At 65.4% G+C, this 22,704-nt stretch carries 21 protein-coding genes and 1 tRNA gene; 7 read left to right on the top strand and 15 right to left on the bottom strand.

What is annotated here, in order from left to right; translation table 11 throughout:
- Positions 1 to 81: 81 nt before the first annotated feature.
- Positions 82 to 1,350: an MFS transporter gene (locus GD627_RS09275; RefSeq protein ID WP_194266014.1), complete on the top strand. Its 1,269-nt coding sequence runs from the start codon at positions 82 to 84 to the stop codon at positions 1,348 to 1,350.
- Here the strand turns inward: GD627_RS09275 and yjfF are convergent.
- From yjfF to GD627_RS09300, 5 genes are all read right to left on the bottom strand, one after another.
- Positions 1,343 to 2,356, bottom strand: coding sequence for a galactofuranose ABC transporter, permease protein YjfF (gene yjfF, locus GD627_RS09280; protein ID WP_152272263.1), 1,014 nt, complete (start codon positions 2,354 to 2,356; stop codon positions 1,343 to 1,345). The two genes, GD627_RS09275 and yjfF, sit on opposite strands and share 8 nt — an antisense overlap.
- Positions 2,357 to 3,388 (bottom strand): ABC transporter permease, encoded by a 1,032-nt coding sequence (locus GD627_RS09285; protein WP_152272264.1) that lies wholly within the window; start codon positions 3,386 to 3,388, stop codon positions 2,357 to 2,359.
- Positions 3,385 to 4,908: a sugar ABC transporter ATP-binding protein gene (locus GD627_RS09290; protein WP_152272265.1), complete on the bottom strand. Its 1,524-nt coding sequence runs from the start codon at positions 4,906 to 4,908 to the stop codon at positions 3,385 to 3,387. Before GD627_RS09290 ends, GD627_RS09285 begins: the two co-directional genes overlap by 4 nt.
- A 2-nt stretch (positions 4,909 to 4,910) precedes the next feature.
- The gene (locus GD627_RS09295; RefSeq protein ID WP_152272266.1) at positions 4,911 to 5,870 is read right to left on the bottom strand and encodes an ABC transporter substrate-binding protein; all 960 of its coding nucleotides are present in this window, start codon (positions 5,868 to 5,870) and stop codon (positions 4,911 to 4,913) included.
- 269 nt (positions 5,871 to 6,139) lie between these two features.
- Positions 6,140 to 8,323 (bottom strand): ABC transporter permease, encoded by a 2,184-nt coding sequence (locus GD627_RS09300; RefSeq protein ID WP_210250481.1) that lies wholly within the window; start codon positions 8,321 to 8,323, stop codon positions 6,140 to 6,142.
- A gap of 158 nt (positions 8,324 to 8,481) precedes the next feature.
- On the opposite strand from GD627_RS09300, the gene GD627_RS09305 reads away from it, so the two are divergent.
- On the top strand, positions 8,482 to 9,144 hold the full coding sequence (locus GD627_RS09305) for a TetR family transcriptional regulator (RefSeq protein ID WP_146362180.1): 663 nt from the start codon (positions 8,482 to 8,484) through the stop codon (positions 9,142 to 9,144).
- Between the two features lie 56 nt (positions 9,145 to 9,200).
- On the opposite strand, the gene GD627_RS09310 is transcribed toward GD627_RS09305, so the two are convergent.
- Positions 9,201 to 10,523, bottom strand: a complete 1,323-nt coding sequence (locus GD627_RS09310; protein WP_194266015.1) for a YhgE/Pip domain-containing protein — start codon at positions 10,521 to 10,523, stop codon at positions 9,201 to 9,203.
- Positions 10,524 to 10,892: 369 nt separating this feature from the next.
- Here GD627_RS09310 and GD627_RS09315 point away from each other — a divergent pair, with 369 nt between their 5' ends.
- Positions 10,893 to 11,645 carry a MerR family transcriptional regulator gene (locus GD627_RS09315; protein WP_152272268.1) on the top strand — a complete coding sequence of 251 codons (753 nt, stop codon included), beginning with the start codon at positions 10,893 to 10,895 and terminating at the stop codon, positions 11,643 to 11,645.
- On the opposite strand, the gene GD627_RS09320 is transcribed toward GD627_RS09315, so the two are convergent.
- Together GD627_RS09320 and GD627_RS09325 are read right to left on the bottom strand one after the other, a co-directional pair.
- Complete coding sequence (locus GD627_RS09320) at positions 11,642 to 12,121, bottom strand: NUDIX hydrolase (protein WP_152272269.1); 480 nt, start codon at positions 12,119 to 12,121, stop codon at positions 11,642 to 11,644. The genes GD627_RS09315 and GD627_RS09320 overlap by 4 nt on opposite strands.
- Complete coding sequence (locus tag GD627_RS09325; RefSeq protein WP_425481912.1) at positions 12,118 to 12,582, bottom strand: NUDIX hydrolase; 465 nt, start codon at positions 12,580 to 12,582, stop codon at positions 12,118 to 12,120. The genes GD627_RS09320 and GD627_RS09325 overlap by 4 nt, the downstream gene beginning before the upstream one ends.
- A gap of 135 nt (positions 12,583 to 12,717) precedes the next feature.
- On the opposite strand from GD627_RS09325, the gene GD627_RS09330 reads away from it, so the two are divergent.
- A complete protein-coding gene (locus GD627_RS09330; RefSeq protein ID WP_152272270.1) occupies positions 12,718 to 13,656 on the top strand; it encodes a 5'-3' exonuclease in 939 nt (312 codons plus the stop codon).
- 45 nt (positions 13,657 to 13,701) lie between these two features.
- A complete protein-coding gene (locus GD627_RS09335) occupies positions 13,702 to 14,163 on the top strand; it encodes a GNAT family N-acetyltransferase (protein ID WP_194266016.1) in 462 nt (153 codons plus the stop codon).
- Positions 14,164 to 14,232: 69 nt separating this feature from the next.
- Here GD627_RS09335 and dhaK read toward each other — a convergent pair whose 3' ends face one another.
- Genes dhaK through GD627_RS09355 form a run of 4 tightly spaced genes read right to left on the bottom strand, consistent with a single transcriptional unit; the run spans position 14,233 to position 17,579 of the window.
- The gene (dhaK, locus tag GD627_RS09340; RefSeq protein ID WP_146362186.1) at positions 14,233 to 15,228 is read right to left on the bottom strand and encodes a dihydroxyacetone kinase subunit DhaK; all 996 of its coding nucleotides are present in this window, start codon (positions 15,226 to 15,228) and stop codon (positions 14,233 to 14,235) included.
- A gap of 58 nt (positions 15,229 to 15,286) precedes the next feature.
- Positions 15,287 to 15,919, bottom strand: coding sequence for a dihydroxyacetone kinase subunit DhaL (gene dhaL / locus GD627_RS09345; protein WP_152272272.1), 633 nt, complete (start codon positions 15,917 to 15,919; stop codon positions 15,287 to 15,289).
- A complete protein-coding gene (locus tag GD627_RS09350; protein WP_152272273.1) occupies positions 15,916 to 16,713 on the bottom strand; it encodes an HAD-IA family hydrolase in 798 nt (265 codons plus the stop codon). Before GD627_RS09350 ends, dhaL begins: the two co-directional genes overlap by 4 nt.
- Positions 16,714 to 16,715: 2 nt before the next feature.
- Positions 16,716 to 17,579: a class II fructose-bisphosphate aldolase gene (locus GD627_RS09355; RefSeq protein WP_152272274.1), complete on the bottom strand. Its 864-nt coding sequence runs from the start codon at positions 17,577 to 17,579 to the stop codon at positions 16,716 to 16,718.
- Between the two features lie 181 nt (positions 17,580 to 17,760).
- On the opposite strand from GD627_RS09355, the gene GD627_RS09360 reads away from it, so the two are divergent.
- Entirely contained in the window at positions 17,761 to 18,180 is a 420-nt protein-coding gene (locus GD627_RS09360; RefSeq protein ID WP_152272275.1) for a GlcG/HbpS family heme-binding protein, read from the top strand.
- Here GD627_RS09360 and GD627_RS09365 read toward each other — a convergent pair.
- Positions 18,174 to 20,009, bottom strand: a complete 1,836-nt coding sequence (locus tag GD627_RS09365) for a hybrid sensor histidine kinase/response regulator transcription factor (protein ID WP_194266017.1) — start codon at positions 20,007 to 20,009, stop codon at positions 18,174 to 18,176. The two genes, GD627_RS09360 and GD627_RS09365, sit on opposite strands and share 7 nt — an antisense overlap.
- Positions 20,010 to 20,212: 203 nt before the next feature.
- Positions 20,213 to 20,294: transfer RNA gene (locus GD627_RS09370), tRNA-Leu, on the bottom strand.
- 204 nt (positions 20,295 to 20,498) lie between these two features.
- Here GD627_RS09370 and GD627_RS09375 point away from each other — a divergent pair.
- Entirely contained in the window at positions 20,499 to 21,056 is a 558-nt protein-coding gene (locus tag GD627_RS09375) for an ANTAR domain-containing response regulator (protein ID WP_186764285.1), read from the top strand.
- A 124-nt stretch (positions 21,057 to 21,180) separates the two neighbouring features.
- Here GD627_RS09375 and pyk read toward each other — a convergent pair whose 3' ends face one another.
- Positions 21,181 to 22,692, bottom strand: a complete 1,512-nt coding sequence (pyk, locus tag GD627_RS09380; RefSeq protein WP_146362193.1) for a pyruvate kinase — start codon at positions 22,690 to 22,692, stop codon at positions 21,181 to 21,183.
- Positions 22,693 to 22,704: the final 12 nt, after the last annotated feature.

Raw genomic sequence — 22,704 nt, forward strand, 5'->3', positions numbered from 1 at the left:
TAAATTTAGGCGGCCGATCCTTTTCCGTTCCGCAGCACCGAAGGAACCATCATCAGCGACGCCGGGAAAACCTCCTCTACTTTGACCGCGCTTTGGATAATTCAATCCGTTCTCGCCATTATCGGTTCAGCGTCGTCGCTCGCAGTGTCCCTCGTTCTCTTCGAGAATTCGGCCAGTGCCGCGGTCCTGGCAGCCTCCACGTTCCTGGGCGCCGCGGCCGCGATCTACCTGGCGCCGCTGATCGGGGGTGTGACCGACCTCTTTTCGCGCCGCACCGCCATCTGTGCGGTCAACATCGCCAATGCGGGCGCGATGGCGGCGATGGCCTGGGCGACCGTCATTCACAGCATCGCCCTGATGCTCATCTTCGTTTTTGCCGCCTCCGTCTGTTCCACGGCCCTCGCGCTCACACTGCAGGCATCCGTCCGTGTACTGCGGACCGAGAAGGACCTCACCAAGGTCAATGGAATGCTGGCCCTCATTGATTCGGCGCCCGTCCTGGTAGGGCCGCTGCTGGGAGCAGTCCTCTATTCGCTGAAGCTGCCGGTTGCGGTGTTTCTGGCGGATGCAGCGTTGAGCCTCGTCGGTGCCGCCCTGGTGCTGCTGCTCGCGTGGCCTGCGGAGGAAGCCCGGGGCGGGAAGGCGCAGTATTTCGGCGGCAACCTGAAAGCCGGTTTCGGGTTCATTTACGCACGCCGTGACCTGCTGCGGCTGCAGCTCTCCTTTGCGGTCCATAATTTTGCCGGCGGGCTCTGCGTTCCGGTGGTGATTGTTTTCGTCCTTTCTTTTCCGGGCACCGGCACACCGGAATGGAACCTGACGGCGAGCAATATCGCCGGCGCACTGGGATTGATGGCCGGAGCGGCTTTAGTCACCAGATTCGGCACATCCATTCCGCGGGTAACCCTGGTCTGCGGGTCAACCTTCCTCGGCTCACTGTTCGGGCGTGCCCTGGTGGTCCTGGCTCCGACTCTTTGGCTCGTCATTCCCGGGATGTTCCTCCGCAACGCCATGGTCCAGGCCGGCAACGCCGGGTTGTCGGCCCTCTGGCAGGAACGGACCCCGCCCCGGATCCAGGGCATCGTCTTCGGCTGCCGGCGCCTCCTCGGCCAGGGTCTCTTTCCGGTTGCGATCCTGCTGGGCGGGCTGCTGGTCGACGCGCTGGCAGCACTGGACGGCATGGACCGGCTGAGTGCGGCGAAGGCGGTGCTTGTTATCGGCGGGGCACTCGAGATCGGGTGCATTGCCTATATCCGTTTTTCACGCACTAGCCGCGTCTTCGCGCCCCTTCCGGAGCCCGCCGGGGAAGCTGTGGAGCCCGCCGGGGAACCTGCCGGGGAAGCTAGGTGATTCTGGTTTTCCGCGAGAAGACCTTCTGCAGCAGGATGAACAGGAGCAGAAGCGCGCCGATGACTATCCGCGTCCACCAGGAGCTCAGGGTCCCCTGGTAGGAGATGAAGGTCTGCACAATGCCCAGGACCAGAACCCCGGCAAGGGATCCGACAACATATCCGTAGCCTCCGGTCAGGAGGGTTCCCCCGACCACCACCGCGGCAATGGCATCCAGCTCCATCCCCTGGGCGGCGAGGCTGTAGCCGGAGAGGCTGTAGAAGGAAAAGAGGATGCCGGCGGTGGCGGAGCAGAAGCCGCTGACCGTGTAGACCAGCACTTTGGTCCGCGGCACCGCCAGTCCCATCAGTTTGGCCGAGGCTTCACCCCCGCCGATCGCATAGACCGTCCTGCCGAAGCGCGTCTGGTGCAGCACGAAGAACGCGGCCGCGACAAACAGCAGGGCAATGATGACCCCGGGCGAGACGAACATATGCCCCGGCAGCCGGATGCGTGCCTGCGCCATGGAGGTGAAAAACGGGTCAGTGACCGTAATCGCGTCAAGGCTGATCACATAACAGAGCCCGCGGGCAAGGAACAGCCCGGCCAGGGTGACGATAAAGGGCTGGATCTCGAATACCTGGATCACCAGTCCCATCAGCAGTCCGAAAACCGCTCCGGTCAGCAGCACCACGGCGATCACGGCCAAGGGGTTCCATCCCTCCTGCAGCAGGGCGGCCGCAATCATCATGGACAGTGCGACGACGGAGCCCACGGACAGGTCAATCCCGCCGGTCAGGATCACAAACGTCATTCCCACGGCGAGCACAATGAGGAAGGTGTTGTCGATCAGCAGATTCAGGAACACCTGCCCGGAAAAGAATCCCGGATAGATCACGGACCCCGCGGCAAACATGGCAAAGAACAACACAATGGTCGCCGCCGTCGGCGCGTATCTGGCCTTGCCCTGCAGCCGGCTGATCCGTTGCCGCGTGGCAGGTGCTGACGGGCTGGTGAGGACAGACATCTAAACCGCCGCCTTCGTTTCGGGAAGCACGGGGACCCGCCGTCTGCGTTGCCGCAGCAGCGTCCGTGCCTTCGGGGATTGGAGCAGGCACACCAGGATGACCACGAGTGCCTTGAAAACCAGGGTCACCTCGGGCGGGATGCCGAGTGTGTAGACCGTGGTGGTCAGGGTCTGGATGATGAGGGCGCCGACCAGCGTGCCTACGAGGCTGTAGCGTCCGCCGGCCAGGGACGTGCCGCCGATGACGACGGCGAGGATCGCATCCATCTCAATGAACAGCCCGGCATTGTTCGCATCCGCTGCAGTGACGTTTGAACTGATCATCAACCCGGCGGCGGCCGCACAGAAACCGCTGAAAATATAGACGATCCACAGGATCCGCCGTGCACTGAGCCCGGACAGGCGGCTGGCCACGGGGTTGATCCCCACGGACTCGATCAGGGTGCCCAGTGCCGTGCGCCGGGTCAGCAGCGCGGCTCCGGCAAAGGCTCCGGCGGCAATCAGGATGGATATGGGAAGGGTGAGGAAGAACCCCGACCCGATGGCGTGGAAGGGTTCGTTTGACACCGAAATGATCTGCCCGTCGGTCACCAGCTGGGCCAGCCCCCGGCCCGCCGTCATCAGCACCAGCGTGGCGATAATGGGCTGGATGCCGATGACGGAAACCAGCAGTCCGTTCCAGGCACCCAGCACCAGACCCGCGGCCACTGCGAGGGCGACGGCGGAAGCCGCCGTCGAAAAGGAGCCGGGATTATCCGAGTTGTAGATGTAGGTGCAGGAAACGGCCCCCGCGATGGCCGCCACGGCTCCCACCGACAGGTCGATTCCGCGGGACGCGATAACGAGCGTCATACCCAGCGCGATCAGGAGGGTGGGTGCACCGTTGCGCAGGATGTCGATCAGGCTGCCGTAGAGATGCCCGTCCTGAAGCCGGACCACCAGGAAGTCGCTGCGGAATCCCTGGTTGAGCAACAGCAGCAGCACCAGGGCCAGGACCGGCCAGACCAGCCGGTGCCTGAGCACGCCGCTCACTCGCCTGTCCCGGCAATAATCGTCATGACATCCTCCATACTGACTCCCTGATTGGGCAGGTCGGCAACCATCCTGCGGTCCTTGAGGACGGCAATACGGTCGCTGAGGCGCAGCACTTCCTCGAGTTCCGCGGAAATGAAGACAATGGACATCCCCTGATCGGCCAGGGCGCTGATGTGCATCTGGATCTGCGTTTTGGCGCCGATGTCGATGCCGCGGGTGGGTTCGTCGAGGATAAGCAGCGCCGGGTCGGTGATCAGCCAGCGGGCCAGCAGCACCTTCTGCTGGTTGCCGCCGCTGAGGTCCCGGATCAGCGCATCCTTGTTCGCGGGGCGGATATCCAGCGCTTCAATGAACTTGTCCGCAAGCTGGTCCTGCACCTGCCGGGGCACCTTCCTCAACCACCCCTTCCGCGCCTGCAGGGCCAGGACCATGTTGTCCCTGACGGAAAGATCGGCCACCAGGCCCTCTTCCTTGCGGTTCTCCGAAGAGAAACCAATGCCCTGGTCGATAGCGGCCCGGGGGCTGCGCAGGGAGCGCTCCGTACCGCGGATACGGAGGGTCCCCTGGTCCGCATGGTCCGCGCCGAACAGCAGCCGGGCGGTTTCCGTGCGGCCGGAGCCCAGCAGGCCGGCGAGACCGAGGATCTGTCCCGGCCCGATGGAGACGGTGATGTTCTCCACCGACCCTTTCCGGCCCAGGTTTTCCGCCTGCAGCACGGGTTCGGCGTCCTGCGCGCTGCCGGCCGTCCGGGTGTCCCCGCGGTCCAGTTCCTCCAGGACTTCCAGGTCCTTGCCGATCATCTTCTTGATCAGGTCCATGCGGGGCAGGTCCGCCGTCAGGTACTCCCCCAGCAGGGCGCCGTTGCGCAGCACGGTCATCCGGTCGGAAAGCTCGTACACCTGCTCCAGGAAATGCGAGACGAAGAGAACGGCGACCCCGCGGTCACGGAGTGCGCGGACCACGCCGAAGAGCTGCTGCACTTCATCGGCGTCGAGGCTGGACGTGGGTTCGTCAAGGACGAGAACCTTCGCGTCCACCTGGACGGCCCGGGCAATGGCCACCAGCTGCTGGATGGCAATCGAATGGGTGGACAGCACCGAACCCGGATCGATATGGCCGAGCTGGAGCTGGGCCAGCACGGCACGGGCAGTTTTCCGGACCTCCTTCCACCGAATATGGCCGAACCTCCGGGGTTCGCGTCCCAGCAGGATGTTCTCTTCGACAGTCAGGTTCGGGCACAGGTTCACCTCTTGGTAGACGGTGCTGATCCCGGCCTCCTGCGCCGCCGACGGCGTCGCAAACTGCCGGGGCCGTCCGGCAACGGTGATGGAACCGCCGTCCGTCCGGTAGACCCCCGTGAGCGCTTTGATCAGGGTCGACTTTCCAGCTCCGTTTTCGCCCATGAGGGCGTGGACCTCGCCGGGAAAGAGACGGAAGTCCACGCCGTCGAGCGCTTTCACCCCTGGAAAGGCCACGGTGATCCCGTGCATTTCCACCACGGGAGAGGTTGTCCCCATGGTCAGTACTTGCGGGTCGGCAGGGCTTCCTTCGCCTGCTCGGACGTGAAGGTGGTTTCCTCGGTGACCACGCGGGCAGGGACATCTTCGCCGTTGACAACCTTCTCGGCCAGGTCCATGAGCTGGGCTCCCAGCAGGGGATTGCACTCGGCAATGAAGTTGATTTTCCCTTCCGAGAGGGCCGTCATGCCGTCCTTGACCGCATCCACCGTGATGATCTTGATGTCTTTGCCCGGCACCATGCCCGCGGCCTCGATCGCTTCGATCGCCCCGAGCCCCATGTCGTCGTTGTGGGCGTAGACCACGTCGATGTCGGGAGTGTTCTTCAGGAAGGCTTCCATCACCTGCTTGCCGCCGCTGCGGGTGAAGTCACCGGTCTGGGAAGAGACAATTTTCAGGTCCGGATCCGCTGCGATGGCCGCTTCGAAGCCTTCCTTCCGGTCGAGGGCGGGGGCGGCACCGGTGGTTCCCTGCAGTTCCACGATGTTCACGGGGCCGTCCGTGGCTGCACTGTCTTCAACCAGCCATTCGCCGGCGCTCTTGCCCTCCTGCACAAAATCCGAGCCCAGGAACGTGGCGTACAGGGATGTGTCCGCTGAATCCACGGACCGGTCGGTGAGGATCACCGGAATGCCGGCGTCCTTGGCCTCCTTCAGGACGGTGTCCCAGCCGGATTCCACCACGGGCGAGAACGCAATGACATCCACCTGCTGCTGGATGTAGGACCGGATGGCTTTGATCTGGTTTTCCTGCTTCTGCTGCGCATCGGTGAACTTCAAATCGATGCCGGCTGCCTTCGCCGCGTCCTGCACATCCTTCGTATTGGCCGTCCGCCAGCCGCTCTCGGCACCCACCTGGGCAAAGCCCATGGTGATGCCGTCCTCCGAGCCGCCGCCGGCATCCGAGTTGTCTCCGCCTCCGCAGGCGGAAAGAGCGAGGGCGGATACGGCCAGGGTTGTCATAAGGGATTTCCGAAACACTGCTGCCTCCTGGTAGTTGAACCGCAGCCAGGAAAACGCACCTTCATCGCTGCGCGGGCACCGTGCCCTGCCAGCAGTGTGACCGTTCACATTCCTGTGGTCAAGGGAAATTTCTCTCGGTTCGTCCCCCGGGAAACCGGCGGACGGATCCGGACGGGCGGCCGCCGGGGCAAGGCTCGGGTCGAGCCGGGGTTAAACAGCCATGGGCCGCTGCAGTGCAGCGGCCCATGGGGGTGTCCTTCAGGGACAGGTCAGACGGAGACCGTCTCCTTTTCCTGCACGGCAGGGGTTTCGGTGTCCACAGGGTGGGCCTCTGTGCGCGGCGGCTTGAAGTGGTCGATAACCGCCACTACTGCCAGCGACACGGCACCCCAGATGCCCAGGGTTCCCAGATGGGACCAAACGGTGTCGGAGCCGAAGTAGAGAATCGAGCGGATCGATTCCACCGCAGCCGGCATCGGCAGCACTCCATGCAGGAACCGGAAGATTTCCGGCTCCATGTAGATGGACATGGCCGCACCGGAGGCCGGCACGCCCAGGAACATCAGGATGCCGATCACCGGAAGAATGGCCAGCATCCCCATGAACCGCTCGAAGACCGTGGTGAACATGGCCACGCAGAAGATCGCGACGGCGCCGGCTCCCCAGAGCGGCAGGAAGTGTCCGTCAATTGCCCCCACGAATACGGCGGCGATGACCCAAAGGAACGCGGACATTCCCACGGCCCAGGCGGCGACAATCGGAATCAGCATCCGCAGCGGTCGGCTGGCCGGGGCCGCCGTCGAACCGACCACAATGATCATGAATCCGGCCATGATCCAGCCCATGGCCAGGTACATGGTGGCCATGCCCATGGAGTCCGAGTCTTTCAGCGGAGCGACGTTGTCCTGCGTCAGTTCCATCTGCTGGCCGGCGGCCACCTGACCGAACACGGAGGTAAGCACCTGTTGCTGGCTCATGCCCGCCGCCTGGTTGGTGATGAGGGTGGCGGCGGGGTTTTCGGCGGACGGCAGCACATAGGCACCGACAACCGTCCGGTCCTGCACCTGGTCGCGGGCATCGTCCGCGGAGTCCAGCGGGCGCAGATCAAACAGCCCGGACATGTTTTCCTCCAGCCCGTCCACCGCCTGCTCTGCCTGCTCAGCGGTGGCACCGACGACGGCCACGGGCATGTCCCGCGGTGTGGGTTCGTACATGGCGCCGAGCATGAAGGAAAGCATCATGGTCACCATGGCCAGCGGGAAGAAGGCGAGGGTGCCGTAGCGCCACCCGCGGCTCTTCGGGCGCGGCCCGCCGTGCAGCGAGGCCACGTTGATGGCCGGCGGAGCGGCGTTCGGCTTGCGGCGGCGCTTGCCCGCATCAAGGATGAGGGTGAGCAGCAGAGCCGCGACGGCGCCGATGATGAGCACCATCAGATGCGGCCACGCGCCGCTGCCGTCGAAGTAAAGATAGGAACGCAGGGATTCGCCGGTGGCGGCTGCGGGCAGGAAGCTGTGCAGGTACGGGTAGAGGCCCGGCATGGTGTGCACGGACATGCTCATATTGGACGCCGGAACCCCCAGCACCATCAGGAACAGCATGCCGGCGAGGACGGCCATGGGGCCGAGGATCCGCGTCAGGAACAGCTGGACGCTGCCGACGGCGAAGACCGTCAGCCAAGACACGCCCAGCACCGCGGCGGAATGCCCCTCGATCACGCCGAGCATCGGTCCCGTCACGGCCCAGACGAGGCCGGCGATGAGTGCGGCCCATCCGGCGAGCAGGGGAACAAAGCGACGGAAGCGCAGCAGCTCGGGCGAGTTGGACAGCACCAGGCTCAGCGGCATGTAGCCGGCCAGCATCAGGGCCGTTGTCAGGAACATTGCGCCCAGGCCGGCCATGTCATTGTCCGGCAGCGGGGCAAGGTCCTCGGACTGCAGGGCCAGGCCCTGTGCGAGTACCTGCGGGGCCAGCAGCGCAGTCACGGTGCTGGACTGCGAGGCGCCGGCTGCACTGGCGGTGTAGAGGGTCGCCGCCGTGCCGTCAATGGCGACGGCACCGGACACCTCGCGGTCGAGTACCAGCCGGCGTGCGTCGGCGTCGGATCCCACTACCCGGACGTCAACGGCGTCCGGGTCGGCGCTTTCCAGGGCATCGGCGAACCGATCCGCGTCCTGCGCCGACCCGCTCACGGCGATGGGCATGTCGTTCGGTGTCGGTGCGTGCATCGCGGCAAGATAGCCGCCCACCAGCATGGAAACCATCAGCAGCGGCATGAGGAACATCGCCACGTACCGGCCGATCTTCTCCGCCTTGGCGCGCTTGAGGGCCGCCGCGTCCGCGGTTGCCGCATCAGCAGTTTCGGAGTCCGCAGTTTCGGCGTCCGACGGCGCGGCGGTGGCCTCGTCGGCCGGATCCGGCGGAGAACCCGGGGAGGTCGGGGAAATACTGGTCAAGGACGTGCTCCTGTAGCTGAATTCAAGGGTGATGGTGCGAAGTGCGCGTCGACCGAACAGTCGAGGCGGGGTCTGTGGGACCGACTCGTCAAAATTACGCCATGTGGCGTAAATTAGATAATCGAAGCCGAAGCAGCGCCAACACAAAGGGATTCCACATGGGACAACACGGCGAGAAGGCACGCGAAATCCTGCTCGATGCCGCCGAGGAGCTCTTTGCCCGGTACGGCATCGACGCGGTTTCCAACCGGCGGATTGCGGAGCATGCCGGCACCGCCAACCATTCCGCCGTCGCGTACCATTTCGGCGGCCGGGATGAACTGCTGCGCACCCTTCTCACCCGGCATCTGGCGGACACCACCAGGCGCCGAAGTGCGCTGTTCGAGGCACTGCCAGCGGACGCCGGGCTTCCGGACCTGCTCGCCTGCCTGATCCTTCCCTGGACCGACCATCTGGCATCACTGCCCCTGCCGAGCTGGCGGGCGCGCTTTGTGCAGCAGATGCGTTCCGTCCCGTCCATGCACAGCATGCTCGGGCAGGCAGCGGTTGCCAGCCCGCTGACGGACGAGCTGGTGAAACGCGTGCATGCCGCGCTCGGTGGCGTTGCCCCCTCGGTCCTGTACGGACGCTCGTCGATTCTCGGCACCATGGTGCTGGGGGTCTGCGCCGACTACGAGGAGCGTGTGCAGGACGGCGTCGAGGAGCCAAACTGGACCGGCGTCGGCTATTTCCTGATCGACTCCTGCGCGGGCATGCTCTCAGCCCCCGTGACCCATCCCGGGGACTTCCTGGCCGCGCCGTCCTCGGTCTATCTGTTGTAGGGCTCCGCTCGCTGGCCGATTCGAAGGTGTTCAGCGAGCAGGTGCGGCCGGACCGGTTAGGACGACGGCGCCGTCTGCACGGCCCGATACCCGAAGGCCTTGTCATAAACGGCCGCGAAGATCATGGCCAGGGCCACGGCAATCAGCATGATAATGAGCATGCCGATGATGCCGCTCTGCACTCCGGCGTCAGCGTCGGCGTTGAAATAGAGCACCGCCCGGTTGGCCATGGTCATCTGGTACAGCGGTTCGCCGCGGGCTATGAAGGTGAAGAAGCCGGGCAAGGCCTCCAGCGGCACCACCCCGCTGGCCGCCGGCAGGCCCATAAACACCACGTAGAGCAGTGAAAGCACCATGCCCGCGCTGCCGAAAAGCGTAATCAGCGCCATGGTCACGGCTGACACGGTGACGATGGACAGCCACGTAGTGAGGAAGAACCACCCCCCGTGCGGTATCGGCATGCCGACCGCGGAAGCCACCCACATCATCAGTCCGGCAGTGGGCAGCGCGCCCAGGACCACCAGCCCCCACTTAAGCAGGTAGGTCTGCCAGCGGGCAGGCTGCAGCGGCCGGCCCAGCGAAAAGCGGGGACCCAGTTCCACGGGCGCCACCCCCAGCCGGGCATCCACGAGGAAGTGGATGGCCACCGTGCCGCTGAGTCCCACCACCATCAGGAGCACGGAATAGAAGAAGGCCCCCATGCCCAGCGCTGCGCCTTCCGGCGGCGCGTTGTAGACGGCGCTCTGGACAGCGATCGGCTCCGCCAGCAGGTCCGCGGACGTTCCGGTGACCTTCGGAGCCACCTGCTGCTGCAGCTCGGCCGGCAGATCGGCTCCCAGCCGTGCCAGCTCCTGCTCGAGCTCACCCTGGGCCTGGCCCTGGGCTTCACGGGCCGAAGTTGTCAGCTGTTCACCCAATCCCCGGTTGACCTGCTCCACAGCCGGATCCAGCGCGGAGGTAGCCAGGCTGCTCGCCAACGGTCCGGCCAGCGGGTTGGTGTAGACGGTGATTTCCGGCCGCGAAACCTCCGTGTCACTGAGTGTCCCGCTGACCAGGGCGGCCGCATCTGCGGAGAAGGATTCCGGGATGACCACGGTGCCGTGGATCTGCCCCTTCCCCATCTGCTCCTTCGCCTGGTCCCAGGACAATACCCGCAGGTCAATCTTGTCGTTGCCGTTGAAGCCCTGCTGCATCTGGTCAGTGATGTTCTCGCCAAGATTCTCCTGGCCGCCGCCGGGCATCTGTGTTCCCGCGTCCTCGTTCACCACGGCAACCGGGAAGTGCTTCAGGTGGTCCCCCGGGCTGCCCAGGCCGCCAATGTACAGGGCCGTACCCGCTCCGCCGAGCAGCAGGAGGACCAGCAGCGGCAGCAGCCACATGCGCGGTGACAGGTAGGTACCGGATCTCGACGGCGGGGGCCCTTGGCGGCTCTCCGTCGGCCGGGTTCCGGGCTGATCCGGTTGCGCTGAATATGCGGGCATGGGGATACCTCCCGGAAACCGAGCTGAACTGTGGATGCACGTTCTCACTCCTACCGTTCGAGGCTAACCGCCCGCCCAGCCCGGCCGATACGTTCCGGCATCCCGGGGCGGGTCGAAAGGCCAGATTCCCCGGCGCACACACCGGGAGGGCTCACGGGCCGGGCCGGGCCCCCGGCACAGCAGCACAAGCAGGTCTTGACCTTGACGCTGCGTCAACTTCTACGCTGGAAGGACAGGCAGAGGGAAGGACAGCGGAAGGAGGAGCGCGTGGATCTGTCCATCCAGGAGGTGGCGAAGCTGTCCGGGACCACGTCCCGGACGCTCCGCCATTACGACAGCATCGGCCTGCTGCCGCCCACACGGATAGGCAGTAACGGGTACCGGCGGTACGGCCCGGAGGCCTTGGTGCGGCTGCAGCGCATCCTGCTGCTGCGCGACCTTGGCCTGGCGCTGCCGCAGATCGGGAAAATCCTGGCCGGTGAACAGGATGACGCCGCGGCCCTGGCCCGGCATCTGGTCCAGCTGCAGGCGGAACAGGACCGGCTGCAGGCCCAGATCACCGCCGTCCGCGCAACGCTGGCGGCCTTGAAGACAGGAGAGGGAATCATGGCGGAGAAGATGTTTGAGGGTTTTGATCACACGCAGTACCGCGAAGAGGTGGAGGAGCGCTGGGGCCGGGAGGCCTCTGCTGCATCCGACAGCTGGTGGAGTGACCTGGACGAAGCGCAGAAACGCGGCTTCACCGCCGAACACGCGGCCCTCCAGGATGCCTGGGATGCGGTGCAGCGCAGCGGTCTGGATGCTGCGAGCGCCGAAGCGCAGGAACTGGCCCGGCGGCATGCACAATGGATTGCCGCCGGCACCGGGAAGCGGCAGCCCGATCCGCAGATGCTGGCCGGACTGGCGGACATGTACGCCGCCGACGAACGGTTCGCAGCGCATTACACCCGCGAGTTCTCCGGCGGAGCAGAGTTTGTCCGGGACGCGCTGCAGCACTACGCCCGGTCCCTGGCCGGTTAGGTCGGTTCCGGCATCCCCGGATCCAGCACCCGCAGCAGCGCATCCAGCACCTGCCCCTGGCCGCGAACCAGCTTGAGCCTGGCCTCAGGTTCCGGAAACCAGCCGGCCCGGTCGATCTCCGGATACTCGCGCACCTGACCCGAGCCTTTCGGCCATTCCAGCTCAAAGGTATTGCTCTGGATCCGCTCCGGAGCAAAGCCGGCCTCGGCGATGAAGACGGTGATGGTCTTCTGCGCGGACTGCCGGAAGCTGCCCAACAGCACATACTCGGCCTCCGGTGCCGGAGTGCCCATCTCCTCGGCGAATTCCCGCAGTGCAGCGGCCAGCGCTTCCTCCCCCGGCAGGTACTCCCCCTTGGGAAGGGACCAGGCGTGCTCCTCCTTGCGCGCCCAGAACGGCCCGCCCATGTGGCCGATCCACACCTCCAGCCCTTCCGGGCCCCGGCGGTACAGCAGGATCCCGGCGCTCATCGTCATGGCTGAAGCCTTTCTCCACCTATGGCGTCGGCAAACCCGAACGCGAGAATCGGCGGCAGCCCTGTCCGCAGCCGCTCCAGGACATACCTTTCATGCGGTACGACGGCGTCCGGCAGGTCGTCGAGGGAAAACCATTCCAGCCGGGCCGCCTTATCGGGTTCCTGGATCCGCGGTTCGCCCTGCCAGGCACTGCACAGGAAGAAGAAGTCCACCCGCTCATCCACGGGCCGGCCGCCGCCGTTGCTCCGGTGCATGGCGGTCAGGGGCACGACGTCGCCCGGCGCCACCTCGATGCCCAGCTCCTCCCGCGCCTCCCGCACGGCGGCCTGCACCGCAGACTCCCCCGCTTCCACGTGCCCGGCAGCCGCCGTCGCCCAGTAGCCGTCCCGATAGCCGGTGCCCTGCCGCAGTTGCAGCAGCACGGAGCCTCCTCGGCGGAAGAGCAGATAACTGGCAGGCACTACGGAGAACCGGTCGGTCAACGGAAATCGACTCCTCAAGGGGTGGCGCCCGGTGAAAGGCGGAAGCTTCAGCCTATCCACGCCGGACCCGGCCGGCATGCCCATCGAAGCGGGATTCATGCGAGGATCTGCCCTATGACCCAGCGCCTTATGCTCCTGGATACCGCGTCGCTGTACTTCCGTGCCTTCTACGGCGTGCCCGACAGCATCCGCCGCTCCGACGGTACACCGGTGAATGCCGTACGTGGACTGCTCGACATGATTGCCCGGCTCACTACCGACTACGCAGCCACGCACCTGATCGCCTGCTGGGACGATGACTGGCGTCCGCAGTGGCGGGTCGACCTGCTGCCCACGTACAAGGCGCACCGGGTAGCCGAAGAGGTCAGCGGACACCCCGACGTCGAAACCGTCCCGGATCCCCTCGAGGCGCAGATCCCGATGATCCGCCGGACGCTGGAGCTGGCGGGCATCGCCGTCGTCGGCGCCGCCGAACACGAGGCCGACGACGTGATCGGCACCTACGCGTCCACAGCCGACATGCCTGTGGATGTAGTGACCGGGGACCGGGACCTGTTTCAGGTGATTGACGACGACGCCGACGTCCGGGTCATTTACACGGCCCGCGGCATGAAGAACCTGGACGTGATGACGGATGCGTCGGTGGTCGCCAGGTATCGGGTGCTGCCCGGGCAGTATGCGGACTATGCCACGCTGCGCGGGGATGCCTCGGACGGCCTGCCCGGTGTCTCCGGGATCGGCGAGAAGACGGCGGCGTCGCTGCTGGGCGAATACGGCACGCTGGATTCCCTGCTGGAAGCGGCGGCGGACCCGGACAGCGGACTCTCATCCCCCGTGCGGTCCAAGCTCGCCAAGGCCTCGGACTATCTGGCGGTTGCCCCGAAAGTCGTGAAGGTGGTACGGAATCTCGATCTGCCGGCTCCGAAAAAGGCCGGGGCAAAGCTGCACGCCGTCACCGGGGAGGAACGCCGCGAATTGGAGCGCCTCGCCGGGGACTGGAACCTGGGCGGGTCCGTGAAGCGGCTGCTGGACGCCTTCGACCGCTACGCATGACCGGCCTGTCATCCTGAACGTCTCCACCGTGAGATGCTCGGCTTCATGACCACAGCCACACGCCTTCGCCCCGCCGGGGTCAGCGATCTGCCGTTCATTTTCAGCAAGGAACTCGAGTACATGGAGACCATTGAGCCTGATGGGCTCCAGGGGTGGATGTCCGCTATCGAGCCGAATCTCGCAATGTGGATTGAGTGCCTTCCCAGCACGATGTTCTGCGTTGACGACGACGGACGGCCGCTCGGGTACGCCATGTGGACTTTGGAGGAAAAGAGCGCAACCCTGGCCTCGATCCATGTCCTGGACAGCCATCGCCGTCGAGGACTTGGACGGCGGCTTCTGGATGCGTTCGAGCAGAGCGCCAGCCCTCGAGGAGAGCGCGTTGTGAAACTCGGCGTTCACCGAAGCAATCCGGCCCGCCTGCTCTATGAGGCTGCGGGCTACGAAACCGCGGGCCGGGACGGCGACTATGTGCTGTTCAGCAAGGTCCCTGCTGCTCCACAGTGACGGCTGTCGAGCGCCTGCGCCGGTACTCCACGGATACCTGCCGTGGCCGCGCCGGCCCGCAGCCCGGAACTAGAAGACCCGGATGGGAACCTCCGCCGGGTCCATCAGCAGCGACTCAATCTCGTCGTCGAGCTTCACCAGCGTGATGGACGCACCGGCCATGTCCAGGGAGGTGCAGTACTCCCCCACATAGCTGCGGCCCACGGTGATGCCCTGCTCCGCGAGGCGCTTGTGCGCCAGCCCGTACAGCAGATACAGCTCGCTGATCGGAGTACCGCCGAGTCCGTTGACCATGAGGGCAACGCGGTCGCCCTCAGTGAAGGGCAAGTCACGCACCACCGGGCCGAGGAGCTCCTCGACGATCCCGCTGGCGTCCATCATCTTCGCCCTGCGCCGCCCCGGCTCGCCGTGGATGCCGACGCCCATCTCGATCTCGTCCTCGCCCAGCTCGAACAGCGGGCTTCCCTTCGCCGGCGGCGTGCAGGCGGTCAGGGCAACACCCATCGTCCGGGTCACGGAGTTGACCTTCTCTCCGATGCGGATCACCTCGTCCAGGTCCGCCCCGCGCTCGGCCGCGGCGGCCACGGCCTTGATGACGAAGAAATTGCCGGCCACACCGCGCCGGCCGATCGTGTAGGTGGAATCCTCCACGGAAACGTCGTCGTTGATGAAGAGCGTCTTGACCTCCATGCCTTCGGCGGCAGACATCTCCTGCGCCATCTCGAACACCATCTTGTCGCCCGTGTAGTTATTCACCAGCAGCAGCACGCCCTTGGGCGAGGCCATGAGCTTGGTCGTTTCGTACACGTAATCGAGCGGCGGCGCTGCGAACACGTCGCCCGGGCAGGCGGCGTCGAGCATGCCCTTGCCCACGATCATCACGTGGGCCGGCTCATGCCCGGAGCCGGAGCCCTGGATGATGGAGACCTTGTTCCGGTCCGGGCCGTCGGCGCGCATGATCAGGTTGTACTCCGGCACGTATTTCAGGGTGTCCGGGTTCGCGAGGGCGAGGCCTTCGAGCATATCGGGGACGAACTGCTGCGGATCATTGACGAACTTCTTCATGGGGGCTCCACGTTGTTGGAAGGTGGCAGGAACAGGACTTGATGCGGGCGAAGGGTTGTCAGGGCCAGTCGGCGACCATTTGTTCGATGATGACGGCGACCGCCGCCGCCCCGGCGTCCGGGGAACCGATGCTGCGTTCTCCGCTGTAGCTTGCACGGCCCCGCCGAGCTTCCAATGCCGAGGTTGCATCAGCGCACTCGCGGGTCTTGGCGGCGAACGCGGCCCGGCATTGAACCGGTGACGCGCCCGCTGCGAGTTGGCGTTCTAGTTCGTCGGTCGCGGGTATCAGGGCATCCAGCAGGGTTTTGTCACCGAGTTCGGCGTTGCCGCGTGCCTTGATGCCGTCGGTGGCCCCGCGCAGCATGGTGACGACGGCGGTGCCGTCAATCGTGTCCATGGTCTTTGCGGCAGAGGACGCCCGCAGGAACGCCGTACCCCACAGCGGACCCGAGGTTCCGCCGATCCTGCTGGAAATGGTGAGTGCTATCTGCTGCAGGAAGGTGGCGACGTCGTCGCGCTTGAACGAGTCCCAGTCCGCCAGGACCTTCTCAAAACCGCGGGCGAGGGAATACCCGAGGTCACCGTCACCCACCACGGCGTCGAGGTCGCCGAAGTGCTTTTCCTTGTCGACGGCCGTCTGGGCCAGGGATCGGACAACGAATTCGACGTCGGCCAGGTCGGTGTCGCTCATGGTGTCTCCGTTTCGTGCGTCGTGGCGGGGAGGGCAAGCAATTTCTGCAGGGTGGCGAGGGTGACGACGCCGGACGGGCGGACGCCGTGCGGATCCGCGAGCACCTCGGCCTGTTCCCCATCGGGATCGCCCAGCGAGGACACCACGAGTGCCGCGCCCGCGAAATCCTCCCCGCGGGTGAAACCGCTGACCGTCACGACGGTGCGAAGCCCGGCGGCGACGGCGGCATGCAGCCCGTTTGCACTGTCTTCAAGGACAATTGCGTCCTGCGGTTCGATGCCGAGTTCCCTGAGCGCGAGGAGGTAGATGTCCGGCGCGGGCTTCTTCTTCGGCACCACGTCCCCGGCGAACACGGAGAAGTGCGAAGCGAGGTCCTCCCCGACGGCGTGCGCCAGGACGGCACGGACAGCCGGTTCCGCCGAGGTGGAGGCGACAGCGAGCGTCCACCCGGCGTCGTGCGCTTCCCGGGCGATCCGCGCAATGCCCGGCCGAGCGGGCATAACGCCGCTCTCCACCAGGGCCTTGTAGGTCTCGGTCTTCCGCTGGTGCCAGGAGGCAATCGCGTTGTCGACGGCGTCCCCATCCTGCAGACCCAGGGATGCGGCGAGCGACGGCGTAAGGATGCTGCGCATCCGCTCCTTGCCCCCGCCGATCTGCACCTTCTCCGCGTACTCCTCCACCGACCACTGCACGGGAACGCCGAAATCGGCGAAGGTCCGGTTGAAGGCGGGCAGGTGCCCGTACTGTTCGGTGTCGGCGAGCACACCGTCGCAGTCGAAAATGAGGGCGGGCATGGTCAGCGGCCGCCCTTGCCCGCGCTGCCGAACTGGGTGCAGAGGTCCGTGACCATGGAGACGACGTCGGCCCGGGTGTGCTGAAACAGCGACGGCGGATCCCACTTGTTGTTCTGCTCGGCCTTTGTGAGGAAGGCCAGGCTGGACTGCATGTACGTTTCCTTGAGCGCGGTGGAGATGTTGACCTTCGCGCAGCCGCGGGCGATGAGGTCCGCGAACTGTTCGGCGCTGAGGCCGCTTCCGCCGTGCAGGGCGATGGGTATATTGCGTGCCTCGACAATCTGCGTGACGCGTTCGGCGTCGAGCACGGGTGCCGCCTTGTAGCTGCCGTGGGCGTTGCCGATCGAGGGAGCAAAGACGTCTATCCCGGTGGCGTCGATGAAGGCGAGTGCCACGTCGAGGCTCTGCTGCTTGGAGACGTCGTCGGACCCGTGGTCATCTTCGACGCCGGTGATTGCCTCGATTTCGCCCTCGACCTGGGCACCGTAGCTGCGGGCCTCGGCGACAACCTCGATGGTCTGGCGCTGGTTCTCCTCGACGGGGAGGTTGGAGGCATCGAAGAGCACCGAGTTCCAGCCGGCCCTGAGGCACTCGGTGACCACCGCACGGTCCGGGCAGTGGTCCAAATGCAGGGTGACGGGCACCTCGATGCCGCGGGTCATCGACTGCCACATGTCGAAGAGGACCCGGGATCCGATGCTGCGCACGGTCTTGACCGAGGTCTGCAGGATCACCGGCGAGTTTGCCTCCACCGCTCCTGCGAGCACACCCTCCATGGTCAGGTCGTTGAAGATGTTGATGGCGGGCACCCCGTAGCGCTCCCGGAATGCCGGATCAACAATGTCCTTCAGCGGTACAACGCCCACAACTCTTCCTCCTGGCTTGGCTTCTGCCCACGCTAGGCGTGCTGCCTCCGCGCCGGAATGGGTGGTATCCCTCCCTCCGTCTGGGGGTAATCACCACCTCGCCGGCGCACGGAGACGGTGGTTGAATAGGCGCGGCCGCTCCGGCCACCGCGTCTTCCATTTCCAATGACGAAGGACACCCATGCCCCAGGGATCAGTGCTCGAGACCATCACCGCCGAGGAAGCCCGCCGCGTGATCGACGCGGCCGCAGCCAAGGCCACGGAGATCGGACAGCCGATGGACATCGCCGTCGTCGACGCCGGCGGAAACCTGAAGGCGCACGTCCGCATGGACGGTGCCAACATCGGCAGTATCACCATCGCGGTCAACAAGGCCTACACGGCCATCGCCTTCCAGTGCGAAACGGCGGACCTGCAGGGCGTCACCCGGCCGGACGGTCCCATCTTCGGGTTGAGCGACGCGCACGGCGGCCGGCTTGCGGTGTTCCCGGGCGGCATACCGCTGGTGCGTGACGGCAGCATCATGGGTGCCGTGGGCGTCTCCACCGGAACCATTGAACAGGACCAGGAGGTCGCCTCGGCAGGCGCGGCCGCTTACTGAGGCTTCTCCTGGCGCAGTGTCGCCAGCATGGTGCGGTTGCGGGCGCCGGTCTTCCGCAGCATCGCGCCCACATGCTTCTCCACCGTTTTCACGGAAATCCCAAGCCGCGTGGCAATCTGCTTGTCTGCCAGGCCGTCCGCCAGTAGGTTCCGCACCTGACGCTCCCGGACGGTGAGGCGGGCGGTACTGACCGCCGGCGCAGCGGCGGCGCGGCCCTCCGCAAGGCGGCTGAAGACCGCCCCGTCGAGCAGGGCGTCCCCGCGGGCCGCCGCAACCACCACCCGCGCCACCTCCGCGGGAGTCGAGGACCGCGAAATGAAACCCCGCACCCCCGACGACGCCGCCAGCGCCAGCTGCTGATCGGTCAGGTGATCGGTCACCACAACGACGGGCCGTTCGACCGTGTCACCGCCGATCAGCTGTGCCGCCGCGTAGTCGCCGAGCAGGAAGTCATCAAGGACAATCAGGTCCGGTTGGAGCAGCGACACGGATTCCGTGAGGTCCTCCAGGGTGGCCGGTTCGCCGAGGACCTGCACGGACGGCTCGGAGGTCTCGAGCAGCCGGACAAGCCCGGCCCGGATGAGCGGCTGGGTACACGCAACGAGGACTTTCCAGCGCTCCCGGGACGCGTCGCCGTTGGAGGAATACGGCACCTGCACGCGGATGCGGGTGCCCCAGCCCGGCGTCGAGTCCACGTGGAGTTCGCCCCGCAGATAGTGAGCGCGTGCGGCTATGCCGTGCAGGCCGAGCCGGCTGCCCTGCGCACTTCCAACGTCGCCCTCCGTGTTCGGGCGCTCGAATCCGCGCCCGTCATCCTCGACGACCACGCTGACGCCTGCTGCGTTGTAGAAGATCCCGACCCGGCAGGCGGTGGCACGGGAATGGGCCACCACGTTGGCCACGGCTTCCTGGATCACCATGAACAGCTGGTGTGCCACCACCGGTGCCAGATCGTGCTGCTCGCCGGTGACAAGGAACGTGATGATGATGGGATAGCTGGCACGCACCGTGTCGAGTTCCTGCCGGACAGCCTCCTCGATGGTGCTGCCGGCGAGGCTGGAAGGAGCGAGGCCAAGCACAGTGCGACGGGCCTCAAAGAGGGCTTCGTGGGCGAGCACCCGGGCGGAGTCGATGTGCGCGATGGAGGGCGAGCCGCCCGGCGTGGCCTTGTCCGCGCGGTCGAGGTGGAGCAGGAGGGAGCTCAGGGACCGGCCGATGGCCTCGTGGACTTCCTGTACGGCCCTTTCCCGCTCACCGGCAACCGCTGCCTCACGCTCCTTCGCCGCGGCGGCCTGATGGAGCCTGCTGTTCATGATGGCGATGGCGGCGTGGTTGGCAAAGAGTTCCACGAGCGAGGCGTCTTCGGCGGTGAAGACCCGGCCGGGTCCGTTGCTGAAGATGGCCAGGGTGCCGATGATGGTGCCGTCCCAGGCAATCGGCACACCAATGACAGCACTTCCCCATCTCGGATCGCCGGGATCGATGTGGCCCTCGGGCACGGACGCGTAGCGGTCGAGGAGAACCGTCCCCCGCGTCGCGACGATCCGGCCGGTCAGGCCTTCGGTCAATGAAAACGTCTGGCCCTGGGGGCATCCGACGCCCTGGTCCACTTCCTTGCGGTAGTACCCCTCGGTTTCGTGCACGATGGAGATGGATCCGCTCTCGCAGCCGAGGAGGGCGACGGCGTGCCCGAGCACGCGTTCAAGGAGCGGCACCAGGTCAAACCGGCCGGCGAGGTCACCGGCGAGGTCCGTGATGCGGTCGAGTTCCGAGACCGGAGGGTGGCTTGGGGAGTTCCGGATAATGCCGGGCGTGGGAAGCTGCTGCATGTTCGGCACCTGTCTCCTGCGGCGCAACGCTGCGCCGGGGCCTTTTACAATAGCTTGTCGGTCAAGGCCTGCACCGGGCATGTCCGGAACTGCGAAATCGATAATCCGGCCCCGGGAAACTCCGGACCATAACCTATCCACCCGGAAACAAAAGAAAACACCCCGGTCCGAAGACGGGGTGTTACGGAGACTCATCACAGCGGTGCCCGAAGTGGGACTCGAACCCACACACCTTTCGATACTGCATTTTGAGTGCAGCGCGTCTGCCAATTCCGCCATTCGGGCGTGCCCTGCGTCACGAAGTACGTGTACTTACCGTGTTGGGCGCAAAACAACTGTACATGCGGATACGCTGAATGTGTGAACTGTCGGTCTGCCGGCAGGAGAGACCGTATCTGAGGAGCATCTGTGTCTGAGTCCCCCGAGTCCGCGCCCGCCGCGTCGTCCAACGCTGCACCCGCAAACGCTTCCAACCGCCCTGCCCGCCGTGTGCTCGTCGCCGAAGACGAGACCCTCATCCGCCTGGATATTGTGGAGATCCTCACCGGCGAGGGTTACGACGTCGTCGGCGAGGCAGACAACGGCGAGAAGGCCGTTGAGCTCGCCAAGGAACTGAAGCCGGACCTGGTGCTGATGGACGTGAAGATGCCGCTGATGGACGGCATCACCGCCGCCGAGCAGATTGTGAAGGCCCGGATTGCCCCCGTGGTGCTGCTGACCGCGTTCAGCCAGAAGGAACTGGTGGAACGCGCCCGTGAAGCCGGTGCCATGGCCTACGTGGTGAAGCCTTTCACCCCGGCGGACCTGATTCCCGCCATCGAGATTGCCCTCTCCCGCCACGAGGAGATCAAGGCCCTCGAAGAAGAGGTCACTGATCTGAAGGAACAGTTCGCCACCCGCAAACTGGTGGAGCGCGCCAAGTCGCTGCTGACCACCAAGATGGGGCTGACCGAACCCGAAGCCTTCCGCTGGATCCAGAAGACCTCCATGGACCGCCGGCTGAGTATGCGCGAAGTCGCCGAAACCATTATCAACCAGGTCAACTAAGTCACTTAAGTCAGTTAAGCCTCCCGCGGCATAACGCCTCCGCCGCAGTAGCCTGAGGCGGCAATAGGAAAGGTCCCGTCCAATTGGACGGGACCTTTCCTATGTGAACAGGGGAACCGGGACCTTAGATGGCCTTGGCCTTGCCCTTCTTGCTTTCCTTGACCGGCCACGGGCCGACCTTTTCCTTGATCCGCTCCTGGCCTTCGTAGCGCTGGCCGGCGTCGGCAATGTCGCCCACGCGGTGCACCTTCAGGCTGTTGGTGGATCCGGCCTGTCCGGGAGGCGAACCGGCTGCGATGACCACCAGGTCATTGTCTTCCACCAGGCCCTCTTCAAGCAGGGTGCGGTCCACCTGGGCGGTCATCTGATCGGTATGCTCGGCGAACTCCACCAGCATGGGTGCCACGCCCCAGAAGAGCGTCATGTACCGGTAGGTTTCCTCCACGGGAGTGAAGGCGAACACCGGCTTGGACGGGCGGAGGCGGGACAGGCGGCGTGCGGAGTCACCGGACTGGGTGAAGGTACAGATGTACTTGGCATCCAGCTGGTCGGAGATCTCGACGGCGGCACGCGTGATGGCGCCGCCGCGGGTGCGCGGCTTGGAACCCAGCGGCGGAACGCGGTTCAGGCCGTGCTCCTCGGTGGACTCGATGATGCGCGCCATGGTTTCGACGGTTTCAATGGCGTACTTGCCCACGGACGTCTCACCGGAGAGCATGACGGCGTCGGCGCCGTCGAGCACGGCGTTGGCGCAGTCGGAGGCCTCGGCACGCGTCGGGCGGGGGTTGTCGATCATTGATTCGAGCACCTGGGTAGCCACGATGACGGGCTTGGCCCAGCGGCGTGCCAGTTCAATGGCGTTCTTCTGGACCAGGGGAACCTCTTCGAGCGGCAGCTCGACGCCGAGGTCACCGCGGGCAACCATGATGGAGTCGAACGCGTCGATGATTTCCTCGAGGTTCGCCACGGCCTGCGGCTTCTCGACCTTGGCGATCACCGGTACGCGGCGGCCTTCCTCATCCATGATCTCGTGCACGCGGGAAATGTCACCGGCGTCGCGGACGAAGGAGAGGGCAACCATGTCGACGCCGCGGTTCAGGGCCCAGCGGAGATCGTCCTCATCCTTTTCGCTCAGTGCCGGAACGTTGACGGCAACACCTGGCAGGTTAATGCCCTTGTTATTGGACACCTTGCCGGGGACTACCACCTGGGTGACCACATTGTTGGCAGTCACGTCCACAGCCCGCAGCTTGACCTTGCCGTCATCGATCAGCAGGAAGTCTCCGACTTTCACGTCACCCGGCAGGCCCTTGTACGTGGTGGAGCAGATGTCCTTGGTACCGGGAATGTCATCGGTGGTGATGGTGAAGGTATCGCCCACGTTCAGGAAGTGGGGTTCCTCGGTGAACCGGCCCAGCCGGATCTTGGGTCCCTGGAGGTCGGCGAAGATGCCTACGGGCATTCCCAACTCGGCAGAGGCCTTGCGCACGTTCTCATACGTGGCGTTGTGTACGGAGTGGTCGCCGTGGCTCATGTTCATACGGGCAACGTTCACGCCCGCGCGAAGAACCGCTACGGTGTTCTCGTAGCTGGCGATCGCAGGTCCAAATGTGGCAACAATCTTTGCGCGTCTCATACTTCTAGCCTA

This window comes from Arthrobacter yangruifuii (assembly GCF_009192775.1).
GTDB lineage: Bacteria > Actinomycetota > Actinomycetes > Actinomycetales > Micrococcaceae > Arthrobacter_B > Arthrobacter_B yangruifuii.